This is a genomic window from Citrobacter braakii, assembly GCF_009648935.1.
Classification (GTDB): Bacteria; Pseudomonadota; Gammaproteobacteria; order Enterobacterales; family Enterobacteriaceae; genus Citrobacter; species Citrobacter braakii.
Genome location: NZ_CP045771.1, coordinates 732,589 through 746,765, shown reverse-complemented (window position 1 = coordinate 746,765; position 14,177 = coordinate 732,589). Strand labels below are relative to the sequence as shown.

Annotated in this window: 10 protein-coding genes; 5 read left to right on the top strand and 5 right to left on the bottom strand. The window is 53.2% G+C overall.

The features are described from left to right. Positions 1-8: 8 nt before the first annotated feature. Both fsa and ptsP read right to left on the bottom strand, forming a co-directional pair. Positions 9-671 (bottom strand): fructose-6-phosphate aldolase, encoded by a 663-nt coding sequence (gene fsa / locus GFC06_RS03380; protein WP_153689836.1) that lies wholly within the window; start codon positions 669-671, stop codon positions 9-11. 15 nt (positions 672-686) lie between these two features. Continuing rightward, entirely contained in the window at positions 687-3,188 is a 2,502-nt protein-coding gene (ptsP, locus tag GFC06_RS03375; protein WP_153690722.1) for a phosphoenolpyruvate--protein phosphotransferase, read from the bottom strand. Between the two features lie 308 nt (positions 3,189-3,496). Between ptsP and GFC06_RS03370 the strand changes: the two genes are divergently transcribed. The 5 genes from GFC06_RS03370 (at position 3,497) to GFC06_RS03350 (ending at position 8,514) form a co-directional block, all read left to right on the top strand. Further along, positions 3,497-4,576, top strand: a complete 1,080-nt coding sequence (locus GFC06_RS03370) for a PTS fructose transporter subunit EIIC (protein WP_153689835.1) — start codon at positions 3,497-3,499, stop codon at positions 4,574-4,576. A gap of 14 nt (positions 4,577-4,590) precedes the next feature. Continuing rightward, the gene (locus GFC06_RS03365) at positions 4,591-4,911 is read left to right on the top strand and encodes a PTS fructose-like transporter subunit IIB (RefSeq protein ID WP_016155279.1); all 321 of its coding nucleotides are present in this window, start codon (positions 4,591-4,593) and stop codon (positions 4,909-4,911) included. 103 nt (positions 4,912-5,014) lie between these two features. Continuing rightward, a complete protein-coding gene (locus GFC06_RS03360) occupies positions 5,015-7,312 on the top strand; it encodes a formate C-acetyltransferase (protein WP_153689834.1) in 2,298 nt (765 codons plus the stop codon). Further along, complete coding sequence (locus GFC06_RS03355; protein ID WP_153689833.1) at positions 7,278-8,156, top strand: [formate-C-acetyltransferase]-activating enzyme; 879 nt, start codon at positions 7,278-7,280, stop codon at positions 8,154-8,156. The genes GFC06_RS03360 and GFC06_RS03355 overlap by 35 nt, the downstream gene beginning before the upstream one ends. 1 nt (position 8,157) lies before the next feature. Then, positions 8,158-8,514: a PTS fructose-like transporter subunit IIB gene (locus tag GFC06_RS03350; protein WP_016155282.1), complete on the top strand. Its 357-nt coding sequence runs from the start codon at positions 8,158-8,160 to the stop codon at positions 8,512-8,514. On the opposite strand, the gene GFC06_RS03345 is transcribed toward GFC06_RS03350, so the two are convergent. The 3 genes from GFC06_RS03345 to ppc all read right to left on the bottom strand — a co-directional run bounded on the left by GFC06_RS03345 (position 8,501) and on the right by ppc (position 14,042). Then, complete coding sequence (locus GFC06_RS03345) at positions 8,501-9,361, bottom strand: helix-turn-helix transcriptional regulator (protein ID WP_032947284.1); 861 nt, start codon at positions 9,359-9,361, stop codon at positions 8,501-8,503. The two genes, GFC06_RS03350 and GFC06_RS03345, sit on opposite strands and share 14 nt — an antisense overlap. Before the next feature lie 86 nt (positions 9,362-9,447). Continuing rightward, the gene (locus GFC06_RS03340; protein WP_047497602.1) at positions 9,448-11,181 is read right to left on the bottom strand and encodes a phosphoethanolamine transferase CptA; all 1,734 of its coding nucleotides are present in this window, start codon (positions 11,179-11,181) and stop codon (positions 9,448-9,450) included. A gap of 209 nt (positions 11,182-11,390) precedes the next feature. Further along, the gene (ppc, locus tag GFC06_RS03335; RefSeq protein WP_016157932.1) at positions 11,391-14,042 is read right to left on the bottom strand and encodes a phosphoenolpyruvate carboxylase; all 2,652 of its coding nucleotides are present in this window, start codon (positions 14,040-14,042) and stop codon (positions 11,391-11,393) included. Between the last annotated feature and the right edge of the window lie 135 nt (positions 14,043-14,177).

Below are 14,177 nucleotides of genomic sequence, written 5' to 3'. Positions count from 1 at the left end.
TATTTCCCTCACAGGTTGATGTGACCAAATGTATTGTTCCAGTCATGTTCAAACTTCTCTACTGCTGACTCTACCGCAGGGGTATTGAGCATTTGTTGCGCTACGTCTAATGGCAGGGTGATTGCTTCGCATCCTGCCAGTAAGCAATCCAGCGCCTGACGAGGGGTTTTAAAGCTGGCTGCCAGTACCATGCTGTTTGGCGCATGCAGTTCCAGTAATGTTTGCAGTTCTTGTACCGTGCGAATTCCGTCGCCGCCCTGCGCGTCAATACGGTTAACGTAAGGCGCGATATATTTCGCCCCCGCCAGCGCTGCCAGCAGCCCCTGAGAGGCACTGTACACTGCGGTTCCCAGCGTGGTGATACCCTCTTTTTTCAGCATCTTGATCGCGGCCAGACCTTCGGATGTCACCGGGATTTTTACCACCAGACCGGGGACCGCGTTGCTCAGACGTTTGGCTTCCTCCACCATGCCTTGTGCGTCGCGGCTCATGGTTTGGGCAAACAGAATGCCCTCTTCGTCAATGGCGTTTTGCAGGCGCGGCAGCACATCCCAGATGGATTCTTTGCTTGCTGCCACAATGCTTGGGTTGGTGGTGACACCCGCGATAGGGAAGATGCGTGCCAGACGTTCGACTTCCGCGACGTTGGCGGTATCAAGGTAAAGTTCCATACAAAAACACCCTCTTTAAAGTTCAAGTTCATGTTGCAGCAGGCTGGCGATAGCGTCGGCAGAGGCGGCGTTAACCAGCGCGTTACGGAATTCTTCATGCATAATGCGCCGTGCCAGACGCGAGAAAATACGCATATGCTGGTCGCCAGCGGCGTGTTTGTTGAGCGTCAGCATAATAATGAACTGCGCATCATCATCACCCCAACGTACCGGCGCTTGCAGGCGCGCTACGCTGATAGTGGACTGCTCAATATGTTCTGATTTGCTGTGTGGAATGGCGAAGCTAAAACCTAATCCGGTAGAGAAGACCGCTTCGCGCGCCCACAGATCGGCTTCCAGTTTACGCGGATAGCGGCAACGACCTGCCAGCAGGAGGTTGTCGGTCATCCCTTTGATGACCTCCTCTTTACTACGCCAGTCGCTATCCAGCGTGATGCACTCGGCGGTAACCAGAGGGGTATCCTGTTGGGTCATGCGGAACTGGGCCAGCAGATGTTCGACCTCCAGCGACGTTCGACACGCCATTGCTTGATTCAGCAACTGACGGCAGGCGCGGCTGTCAAGTTGCGCCATCCGCGCTTTGGCGGCGGGAATGGAGGGAGCGCTCATGCTGATCTCGTCCAGACCCAGTCCCACAAGCAGCGGTAGCACTGAACCTTTAGCGCCAAGTTCGCCGCACAGGCCAATCCATTTCCCCTGCCGATGTACCGCCTGTACGGCGTAATCCAGTGCGCGCAAGAAGGCTGGATTCAGGCTGTTGTAATGGCGGGTAACTTTGGCGTTGTCGCGGTCGACCGCCAGCAGATATTGCGTCAGGTCATTACTGCCAATACTAAAGAAATCAATTTCTTCGCAGCATTGATCGATGATGAACATCACTGACGGAACCTCCAGCATGATACCGAGCGGGATCTTCTCATCAAACGGGATGTGTTCAGTACGCAGTTGCTGTTTGGCTTCGGCCAGCTTCTCTTTGACCCACAGGATCTCTTCCATAGAGGAGATCATTGGGATCATGATTTTCAGGCTACCGTGCGCTGATGCGCGCAGGATCGATCGCAGTTGTGTGGTAAACAAAGCGGCGTATTCTTCATAGATACGCACCGCGCGATAACCGAGGAACGGGTTGGCTTCGGCAGGAATATTCAGGTAATCAACGGGTTTATCACCGCCGATATCCATGGTGCGCACAATGATGCTGCGTCCCTGTGCGGGCTCCAGCGCCTGGCAGAAAATGTTGTATAGCTCGTTCTCATCCGGGGCGCAGGTACGGTCCATATACAGCATTTCCGTGCGGAACAGGCCAACCGCTTCCGCACCGTTGCCAAAGGCTGCTTGCGCTTCCACGGAATGGGCGATGTTGGCGGCGACTTCCATGCGGATGCCATCACCCGTGCGCGCCTCCTGGGTCAGCCAGATACGTTGTTGTTCTCGAATGGCATCCTGGATACGGGCTTCCTGCTGGTAGTAACGTACGACGGATTCATCAGGGGCAACAATGACCGCTCCTGCGTTACCATCGATATAAACCGTTTGCTGCAGCCATGGCATTAAGGGTTCAATATCCACGCCAACCAGCGTAGGAATGTTGAATGACCGGGCGAGAATCACCGTGTGTGAAGTGGTACCGCCGCTTTTTAACAGCAAGCCTTTCAGCAATGTTTTGTCCAGTTCGAGGAACTGGCTCGGTGTGAGCTCGTCCGCCATACAGACCGTAGGCTGGGTTAGTTTTCCCGGCGCAGGGAAACGCTGCTCTCCATAAATTTGCTGCAGAAGCTGGAAGCAGACATCGCGCACATCCAGCGCACGTTCCTGTAAATAAGGGCTGCTGGAGCGGGCGAATTCATCACAAAAATGTCCGGCACTTTCGACAATCGCCTGGGCGCAGCTTAACCCGCGAGATACTCCAGCGAGCAGGTGCTGACGCAGTGAGAGGTCGCTTGCCAGCGAGCGGTGTGCTTCCAGAATCGCACTGGTTGCGCCGTCGCTGTCGAGTAACCGAAACGCAATATTCTTCATCAGCAGCGTTAAGCCGTTATCCAGCGCCGCCTGCTCGGTTTCAATATCTTTAGCGGATGGGAGATTGTTAAGGGCGTTGAGATCCAGCGAAGAGAGCAGACTCAGAATGCCTCCCGCACTGCCGCTGCAGACGGTGCGAGCGCGAAAAAACTGTGGGTTTAGATTAGTGAGGGATGCAGGAAGTGGCTCCAGCTCGTTGCTTTTGGCTTCCGCTAGCGGTGCATCGCAGTGTGGAAATTCATTACGTAACCATTGGGTTAAATGCTGGTGGGCTGCCTGTTCATCTGCACCGGAAATCAGCAACTGGCAGCTATCACCCGCCAGAGTATCGGTGCCAATCAGCGCCAATGCGCTCTTGGCGTTACCCCTACGTTCGGTACGCAGGTTGTGCCACTCAATGTGCGAAGTAAAGGTGTTGCACTGCGTTTCTATGTGACTTGCCGGGCGCGCATGTACGCCATTGGGCAGCTCACAGGTAAATTCCACAATCAGGGCCATAGCCTCATCTCCCATAACGATTTCTCGCTACAGGATAAAAGGGCAACGCCTGAACCTGCCATCTGACAAATCTGCCAAAAACTGGATAAATGTAATGTAACCATCAAAGTGAGATATCCCTCACAAGTCAGCATGTCCTCTATAAATTCCGAGAAACTACAAGTTATGAGGCGGATCGCATTTTTGCGCTGACATTACAAAAGTCCAGCAAATGGCCTTTTTATCCACTGTTTGCGCCGCGTCGGATTGCCTATTGTTTTCCGCAACAAGTTTATGGATATGGGCTTTAGGCAGCCTGGGAGCGACTTATGAAAGAGTTGGTACAAATCCTGAAAAACACCCGTCAGCACCTGATGACGGGTGTTTCGCATATGATCCCCTTCGTAGTCGCGGGTGGAATTTTGCTGGCGGTCTCCGTCATGTTGTATGGCAAGGGCGCGGTACCGGATGCGGCGACCGATCCTAATCTCAAGAAACTGTTTGATATTGGCGTCGCAGGGCTGACGTTGATGGTGCCATTCCTTGCCGCTTACATTGGTTATTCCATTGCTGAACGTTCTGCTCTCGCCCCTTGTGCGATTGGCGCATGGGTGGGAAACAGCTTCGGCGCAGGTTTTTTCGGCGCGCTAATTGCCGGGATTATTGGCGGTATCGTCGTCCATTATCTGAAGAAGATCCCCGTACATAAGGTATTGCGATCGGTAATGCCTATCTTCGTTATTCCTATTGTCGGCACCTTTATCACCGCAGGCATCATGATGTGGGGCCTGGGAAAACCCGTTGGCGCGTTAACCACTAGCCTGACCGAGTGGCTGCAGGGTATGCAGCAGGGCAGCATCGTGCTGCTGGCGGTAATTATGGGACTGATGTTGGCCTTCGATATGGGTGGGCCGATTAACAAAGTTGCCTACGCCTTCATGCTGATTTGCGTGGCTCAGGGTGTTTATACCGTGGTGGCAATCGCCGCGGTAGGGATCTGCGTGCCGCCGCTGGGCTTAGGTTTGGCGACGCTGATTGGTCGTAAGAATTTCTCTTCTGAAGAACGTGAAGCCGGTAAAGCCGCGCTGGTGATGGGCTGCGTTGGCGTAACGGAAGGCGCAATTCCTTTTGCTGCCGCCGATCCGCTGCGCGTTATCCCATCCATAATGGTGGGTTCCGCCTGCGGCACGGTAACCGCCGCGCTGTTTGGTGCGCAGTGTTATGCCGGCTGGGGCGGGCTGATTGTTCTGCCGGTCGTGGAAGGAAAATTGGGTTATATCGCGGCGGTTGCCGTGGGGGCTGTAGTGACCGCTGTGTGCGTTAACGTACTGAAAAGTCTGGCGCGGAAAAAAGTGTCTCAGGTCGACCAGAAAGAAGACGACCTGGATTTAGATTTTGAAATGAATTAAGCGAGGAATGAGTCATGACCAAGATTATCGCAGTAACTGCATGTCCTTCTGGCGTTGCCCACACCTATATGGCCGCCGAAGCGCTGGAAAGCGCCGCTAAAGCCAAGGGGTGGGAAGTAAAGGTTGAGACTCAGGGGTCGATCGGTCTGGAAAACGAACTGACCGCGGCGGATGTGGCAGAAGCCGACATGGTGATTCTGACCAAAGACATTGGTATTAAGTTTGAAGAGCGTTTTGCGGGCAAAACTATCGTTCGTGTCAACATCAGCGATGCAGTGAAACGTGCTGACGCCATCATGAACAAGATTGGTGCACACCTTGCGCAAACCGCATAACGGTTTGTTTGCCGGAGGGTGGTTTCGACTTATCCGGCCTACTGATACGTAGGCCAGATAAGCACAGCGCCATCTGGCATCAGTTTTTCTACAGGAGTTCCTCATGACTAACCGTATCCAACGTTTAAAAAACGCTCTGTTTCAGAATAACCGCGAAATTTCGCTTGAGCGTGCGCTGCTATATACCGCCAGCCACCAGCAGACGGAGGGAGAGCCGGTTATTCTGCGGCGGGCGAAAGCCACCGCATATATTCTTGAGCACGTTGAAATATCGATTCGTGATGAGGAACTGATAGCCGGGAACCGCACCGTTAAACCGCGGGCGGGCATAATGTCGCCGGAAATGGATCCTTACTGGCTGCTCAACGAGCTGGAGCAGTTTCCAACCCGTCCGCAGGACCGTTTTGACATCAGCGAAGAGGATAAACATCTCTATCGCGATGTGCTGTATCCGTACTGGGAAAAGCGGTCGATGAAAGATTTCATCAACGGTCAGATGACCGATGAGGTAAAAGCCGCTGTCCGTACGCAGATTTTTAGCGTTAACCAGACGGATAAAGGTCAGGGGCATATCATTATTGATTATCCGCGCCTGTTGAATCTCGGGCTTGGCGAACTGGTAGCGCAGATGCGGGCGCATTGTCTGCAGCAGCCGGATAACCACTTTTATCAGGCTGCTCTGTTGCTGCTTGAGGCTTCGCAAAGCCACATTCTGCGTTACGCCCTGCTGGCAGAACAAATGGCGGAAAGCTGCCCGGATGCGCAGCGACGTCAGGAATTGCTGACGATTGCAGAAAACTCCCGGCATAACGCCCGGCATAAGCCGCAAACCTTCTGGCAAGCATGTCAGCTGTTCTGGTACATGAACATTATTTTGCAATATGAGTCCAACGCCAGTTCGCTCTCACTCGGACGCTTCGACCAGTATATGTTGCCGTTTTATCAGACCTCGCTGACGCAGGGGGAAGATCCTGCATTCTTAAAAGAAATCCTCGAATCGCTATGGGTGAAATGCAATGACATTGTACTGCTGCGATCCACCAGCAGCGCGCGCTATTTCGCTGGCTTCCCAACGGGTTACACCGCACTGCTTGGGGGATTGACGGAGAATGGTCGTAGTGCGGTAAACGTACTGTCGTTTCTCTGCCTTGATGCTTATCAGAGCGTACAACTGCCGCAACCAAATCTCGGTGTGCGCACGAACGCGTTGATCGATACGCCGTTCCTGATGAAAACGGCACAGACCATTCGCCTTGGGACCGGCATTCCGCAAATCTTTAATGATGAAGTGGTGGTGCCCGCATTTCTTAACCGTGGCGTCTCGCTGGAAGATGCGCGAGATTACGCGGTAGTCGGCTGTGTCGAGCTGTCTATTCCAGGCAGAACATACGGTTTGCACGACATCGCCATGTTTAATCTGCTGAAAGTAATGGAAATCTGCCTGCATGAGAACGAAGGCAATCGCGCGCTGACGTATGAAGACCTGTTGAAGCATATTCGTGCCAAAATCAGCCACTACATTACGTTGATGGTCGAAGGCAGTAATATCTGCGATATCGGTCATCGCGACTGGGCGCCGGTGCCGCTGCTCTCCTCGTTTATTAGCGATTGTCTGGATAAAGGGTGTGATATTACCGACGGCGGCGCGCGTTATAACTTCTCCGGCGTACAGGGGATCGGCATTGCGAACCTGAGCGATTCGCTGCATGCGCTCAATGGACTGGTATTTGAACAACAGCGCTTAACTTTTGACGAACTTTTGTCGGTGCTAAAAGACAACTTTGCTACCCCGGAAGGCGAGAAAATTCGCGCCAGGCTGATTAACCGCTTCGAAAAATACGGCAACGATATTGATGATGTAGATAACATCAGCGCCGAACTGCTGCGTCATTACTGTAAAGAGGTAGAGAAATACCAGAATCCACGCGGCGGGCAATTTACGCCGGGTTCATATACTGTCTCTGCGCACGTGCCGCTGGGTTCGGTCGTCGGAGCGACACCGGATGGTCGCTTCGCCGGGGAACAGTTGGCGGACGGGGGGCTGTCGCCGATGCTGGGTCAGGATATGCAAGGGCCGACGGCGGTATTGAAATCGGTCAGCAAGCTGGATAACACGTTGCTTTCCAATGGGACTTTGCTGAACGTGAAGTTTACGCCAGCCACACTGGAAGGTGAGGCTGGTTTACGCAAGCTGGCGGATTTTCTGCGGGCATTTACCCAGCTCAAGCTCCAGCACATCCAGTTTAACGTGGTGAATGCCGACACATTGCGAGAAGCGCAGCAGCGCCCACAAGATTTCGCCGGGCTGGTGGTGCGCGTGGCGGGTTACAGCGCCTTCTTTGTCGAGTTGTCGAAGGAGATCCAGGATGACATCATTCGCCGCACCGCGCATCAGCTGTGAGGTTATTGACCCACGTGGCGAGGACGTCGCGCGTATATTCAATATTCAGCGTTACTCACTGAATGATGGACAAGGTATTCGTACGGTAGTCTTCTTTAAAGGTTGTCCGCATACCTGCCCGTGGTGCGCCAACCCTGAATCTCTCTCCCCACGTATTGAAACAGTACGGCGGGAGAGTAAATGCCTGCACTGTACACCCTGTCTACGTGATGCTGATGAGTGTCCCTCCGGTGCGTTTGAACGTATCGGTCGTGATATCTCGCTGCACGAGCTGGAACGTGAAGTGATGAAAGATGATATTTTCTTTCGCACCTCTGGCGGGGGGGTGACGCTTTCCGGTGGTGAAGTGCTGATGCAAGCGCCCTTTGCCGTACGATTCCTGCAACGTCTGCGGCGCTGGGATGTTCGCTGCGCGATTGAAACGGCTGGCGATGCGCCAGCCAGTCGTTTGTTATCGCTGGCAAGAGAGTGCGATGAGGTGCTGTTTGACCTCAAAATTATGGATGTCCATTTGGCGCGTGAGACCATTAATATGAACCTGCCGCGCGTGCTGGCGAATTTACGACTAATGGTCGCTGAAGGAATTAATGTCATACCTCGCCTGCCGCTGATTCCGGGCTTTACGATGAATGTAGAGAACACGCAGCAGGCGTTGACGCTGTTGTCATCATTGGGCATAAAGCAGGTGCACCTGCTACCGTTTCATCAATATGGCGAACCGAAATACAACCTGCTCGGATTACCCTGGTCGATGAAAGAAGTGCCCGTCCCGTCGGCGCAAGAGATAGGTTTTATACGTAAGATGGCAGAATGCGCCGGATTTCAGGTAACAGTAGGAGGATAGTATGGCCATTGCACCTGTACGATATCTGGTTGCTGTCACCGCGTGCGTAAGCGGCGTGGCCCATACTTATATGGCTGCTGAACGGCTGGAGAAACTCTGCCAGCAGGAGAAATGGAGCATCAAGATTGAAACTCAGGGCGCGTTGGGTACCGAAAATCGCCTGACGGAAGAAGATATTAACCGCGCTGATGCGGTGTTGCTCATTACCGATATTGAACTGGCAGGAGCAGAGCGATTTACGCAGAGCCGATACGTCCAGTCGGGCATTAGCGCATTTCTGCGTGAGCCGCAGCGGGTGATGAGCGCCGTGCGAAAGCTGCTTTCTGCACCACAGCACACACATCTTACTTTGGATTAGCTTTTATCTCCGTCAGTTGGCTGTGGTATTGCCGACGATATTCTGACGGCGAACGTTCGGTATTTTTGCGAAACAGGCGGCAGAAATAGTTGCTGTCAACAAACCCACAGGTGTGCGCCACTTCTTTGATCTTCAGCTCATAACCCTTCAGCAGCGTTTTCGCATGTTCCAGTCGCGTGTGATTCAGGTATTCGTTAAACCCGATAGCGCCCGTTTTTTGAAACAGGTGGGAGAGGTAATTGGGTGAGATGTAAAACGCCTGCGCGACGGATTCTCGGGTGAGCGGCGAAGCGTAGCGTTCATCAATATAGTCGCGAATGGCTTCGAAAAGCGCCTGACTGCGTGATGCGGTCTGGATCTGGCTGCCCAGCAGATCGCGGCAGTGGCTCAGTAAGCTCGCAACGATTAGCCTGGCGGTTTGTTGCTCCTGCGGTTGCATCTGCATTTCATTGAGCGTTTGCAGCAAGAAAGAGCCAATTCGTGGCCCACGCCGCGCGACGTGCTGGCGGGTAAGATTTTGATATTGCTTGCCGTCCCACTGGACGATGCTGAAACCCAGTTGCTGTTTGCCGAACAGAATGCTGAGCGTGGTGACCGGTGTGAGCCACTGCGGAAAGTTCCAGCCGCCAGCCGGAACGAATAGCACATCGCAAGGCAGTAACGTCGCGGATGCGCCAGCAACTCCGTTATCGGTGAACTCACCTTCCAGCACAATTTCCAGCCGGGGAAAATCGACCTGATACGCCAGCTCCGGCGTTGAGCTACTGGTGCTGGCAAAATAAACCTGGCGCAGCGGCGTGGGGCCGTTAATCAGGCGGGAGAGAAGATGGCTGACGTCGTGATACATGTTAATCCCTTGCAGGCAGCAGACAGGGGAAACAGTAACCGTCATCATAAAAAAAGGCCACTCTTTAAGAGTGGCCTATACGAGTATTACTGATTACCGATTTGATCGCCGTACGGCAGGCTATCGTAATCAATCAGGGCATTCTTTTTGTACGGATTGCCAATCCAGCGGGTCGTCTCTTTGAACTGCGGGCTGGTAATGGATCGGGTCGGATCGAAACCGTCGTAGGTGAATCCCGCTAAATCAGACCAGGTGTGGATAAGCTCTGAGCTGCTGTATTTACGATTCACATCCTGTGAGAAGTCACGCGGGTGTGCAGCCTGCCATTTTTCAGAGGTCCACAGCAGGAACGGTACCGTATACATATGGCGCGTCGGGTTGTCTTCATTACGACCCTGCGTTTTATGCGGTGGCGTATCGTATACCTCCTCCCCGTGATCGGAGAAGTAGAGCAGGAAGCCGTTCGGATCGGTCGCTTTATAGTCTTTGATCAGACTGGCAATGATATGGTCATTGTAGACATTCGCGCTGTCGTAATCGTTGTATGCTTCCAGCTCATCATCATCCAGGCCGGGGGGAACATGGTCGACATTGTTATCGAATTTACCCTGACCATCCGGATAGCGGAATTTGTACTTAATATGCGTACCCAGCAGGTGCACGATGATGAACTTTTTCGGTGCCGGGTCGGCCAGTACTTCTTTAAATGGCGCCAGCACATTGCTGTCATATTCGCGCGCACTTTGCGTACGCTGCTGATTCATATAGAACTGCTTATCCGTCTGCTTAGAGAACACGGTCAGCATGGTGTTGCGAGCCGTCATCGTCTGCTGATTGGTGATCCAGAAGGTTTTATAACCTGCCTGTTTCATCATATTCATCAGAGACGGTTGAGTCAGGTACAGGTCCGGATTCTTCTCGTTGGCGAAGGTCAGCGCCTGCTGCAGGATTTCAATGGTGTACGGACGTGAGGTCACGACATTATTGAATACGGTGAAGTTAGGATCGGATTTATGCAATGCATCCAGTTCTGGCGTCGTTTCGCGCGGGTAACCATACAGGCTCATGCGACCACGCTGCGTTGACTCGCCAATGACCAGCACCAGCGTACGTGGGGCATCGCCGGAGTTATCTTTGAAGTTAGCCAGCGGCGGCAGGGCATTGTTCTCATTCAGCAGGCTATTGAGTGAGGTCAACTGCTGACGGTACTGATAATACCCGGAGATGAATTGCCACGGTGCGGCGGGCTCCATACGTGAGGCGAGACCATTTACCGTTTTTTCAAACGGCTTGTGTTTGATGAAAGTGTTAACGGCTATCGGATGCAGAATCAAACCGTATAACAACGCAAACGACACCAGATAGCGCCAGGGTGATGGAATATGAACAGGGCGCAGACGCGTCCACAGCAGAATAGCGATAGCCGTATAGGCCAGAGCGATAAGAACAATTTTTAGGCTGAAATACTGGCTGAGATATTCGCTGGCTTCGTTCGCATTGGTTTCAAACATCACATACAGAACGCTTTGCGAGAACTCTTGTCCGTAGATGACGTAATAGCTCAGAGCAGCCAGCGAGGCCGCCCATAGCACCATGCCAATGACGGCAGCAATAATACGGATACGGTTTGGAAATAAAAATACCGGGATTAACCACAGCGAACTGAATAGCAAGGAGTCGCGTAATCCATTAGTTCCGCTATATCCGGTTAAACAAATAACGACCTGGAGTAAAGTGGAAAAAAACCAAAAATAGAGGAGCGCCCAACCCAGGGCTTTCCAGCTAAATTTAGGTTTAGACTGGAGTTGTAAGGATTGCATAATGTGAGCCTGTCTTTAATCGTAGCGCCAAGAGTAGCGACTTAATATTAAGAGGAACTTAAGCATCACGATCTTAGGATCGTGTTTTGCTGTTGATATATTCACAATGTGAATATATTCAGGCGGGAATATATTGAAAAAGAAGCGGTTATGACAGCAGTTTTTGTTGTCGCCTTCGTACAATAGCACGAAGGCGACGAGGGGGGACGTTAGCCTGTATTACGCATGCCGGCTGCGACACCAGCGATTGTCACCATCAGCGCTTGTTCAACGCGCGGATCCGGTGCATTGCCTTGCTCTTCCGCCAGGCGTGAGCGGTGTAACAGCTCAGCCTGTAAGACATTCAGCGGGTCAGTATAAATATTTCTTAACTGAATGGACTCGGCAATCCACGGCAGGTCGGCCATCAAATGTGAGTCGTTGGCAATCGCCAGCACGACATCGATATCGGCTTCCAGGCGCTGACGCAGCTCTTCACCCAGCGGCCACAGCTCTTTTTTGACCAGGCGCTGATCGTAGTATTCTGCCAGCCACAGGTCTGCTTTGGCGAAAACCATTTCCAGCATGCCAAGACGTGTGGAGAAGAATGGCCAGTCGCGGCACATTGCTTCGAGTTCGCTTTGCTTACCGTCTTCAACCACTTTTTGCAGTGCGGTGCCTGCACCCAGCCACGCCGGGAGCATCAGGCGGTTCTGCGTCCAGGCAAAAATCCACGGAATGGCGCGCAGAGACTCTACCCCGCCGGTTGGGCGACGTTTTGCCGGACGTGAACCGAGCGGTAATTTACCCAGTTCCTGCTCTGGCGTTGCGGAGCGGAAGTAAGGGACGAAGTCTTTGTTTTCACGTACATATCCACGATATAGCTCACAGGAAATATCGGAAAGCTCATCCATGATATGACGCCAGTTATCTTTCGGCTCTGGCGGCGGTAACAGGTTGGCTTCCAGAATTGCTGCGGTATACAGCGACAGGCTGCTGATGGTCACTTCCGGCAGGCCGTACTTAAAGCGGATCATCTCCCCTTGTTCTGTCACGCGCAGACCGCCTTTCAGGCTGCCTGGTGGTTGAGAAAGCAGCGCCGCATGCGCAGGCGCGCCACCGCGACCAATGGAGCCACCGCGACCGTGGAACAGCGTCAGTTCGATACCGGCTTTTTCGCAGGTTTTGATCAACGCGTCCTGCGCCTGATATTGCGCCCAGGAGGCCGCCATTACGCCTGCATCTTTTGCGGAGTCAGAGTAGCCAATCATGACCATCTGTTTGCCCTGAATAAAGCCACGGTACCAGTCAATGTTCAGGAGCTGGGACATGACGTCATCGGCGTTGTTGAGGTCGTCCAGCGTTTCAAACAGCGGGGCAACCGGCATAGCAAAACCGATACCGGCTTCTTTCAGTAGCAGATGTACGGCCAGTACATCCGATGGCGTTTTCGCCATTGAGATAACATAGGCGGCAATGGAGCCATACGGGGCTTCAGCAATGACCCGGCAGGTGTCGAGCACTTCGCGGGTGTCGTTGCTCGGCTCCCAGTTACGTGGGAGCAGCGGACGCTTGGAGTTCAGCTCGCGGATCAGGAAAGCCTGTTTATCCGCTTCCGACCAGTTTTCGTAGTCGCCAATGCCCAGATAACGGGTCAGTTCTCCAAGGGCTTCAGTGTGACGGGTACTTTCCTGACGAATATCAATACGTACCAGCGGTACGCCGAAACATTTCACGCGGCGTAGGGTGTCGAGCAATTCGCCATTGGCGATAATGCCCATGCCACAGGCCTGCAGAGACTGATAGCACGCATATAGCGGGTCCCAGAGCTGTTCGTTTTGGGTGAGAAGTCCCGCAGGTTTCGGTAATTTCTCGCCTTTCAGACGGGCTTCCAGCCAGGCCTGGGTTGCCATCAGACGTGAACGCAGGGTTTTCATCAGATAACGGTAAGGTTCTGCTGCGCCTTCTTCGCCCACCAGCGCCAACAGTTCCGGTGTGGCATCCACCATCGACAGCTCAGAAATCAGAAACTGAATGTCTTTCAGGAACAGATCGGTCGCTTTCCAGCGGCTGAGTAGCAGCACGTGACGGGTGATATCCGCTGTTACGTTCGGGTTGCCATCGCGGTCGCCGCCCATCCAGGAGGTAAAGCGAACCGGGACAAAATCAACGGGCAGCTTATAGCCCAGATGCTCTTCCAGTTGTTCGTTCAGCTCGCGCAGATAATTCGGTACGCCTTCCCACAGGCTATTTTCAACCACCGCGAAGCCCCATTTGGCTTCATCAACCGGGCTTGGGCGCAGCTTGCGGATTTCATCCGTATGCCAGGACTGGGCAATCAACTGGCGCAGACGGCGCATCAGCTGATGGCGCTCGTAATCGACGAGGTCTTTGTTATCAAGTTGCTTAAGACAGGCGTTCACTTCACCCATTTTATGGATCAGCGTACGGCGGGTGATCTCGGTCGGGTGGGCAGTGAGAACCAGCTCCAGGGAGAGAGATTCGACGGCTTTTTTGATGGTGGCTTCATCGAGGTTGGGCTGCTCTTTCAGTTTACGCAGAGTGCGAGCAATCACTTCCGGGTTGCTGGCTGCTTCGCCTTTTGGCGAAATGCTGTGGTACTGCTCGGCGGTGTTGGCCAGGTTCAGAAACTGGCTAAACGCGCGGGCAACCGGCAGCAGCTCGTCGTTAGACAGGTTTTGCAGCGTAGTGAGCAGCTCCTGGCGATTGACTTCATTGCCAGCGCGGGATGATTTGGACAACTTACGGATTGTTTCTACGCGGTCAAGAATGTTCTCTCCCAGCGCATCCTTGATGGTCTCCCCCAGCACTTTGCCGAGCATACTGACATTACTACGCAACGCGGAATATTGTTCGTTCATATTAACCCAGACACCCCATCTTTAATTTATGCGTCCTGTATCTTTCGCGCGACATCGGCGTTGGCTGCGCTTGCCCATCTGGTCACTTACTTATGTAAGCTCCTTGTATGAGCTCGCTTGCCGCCTTGCTGTGAC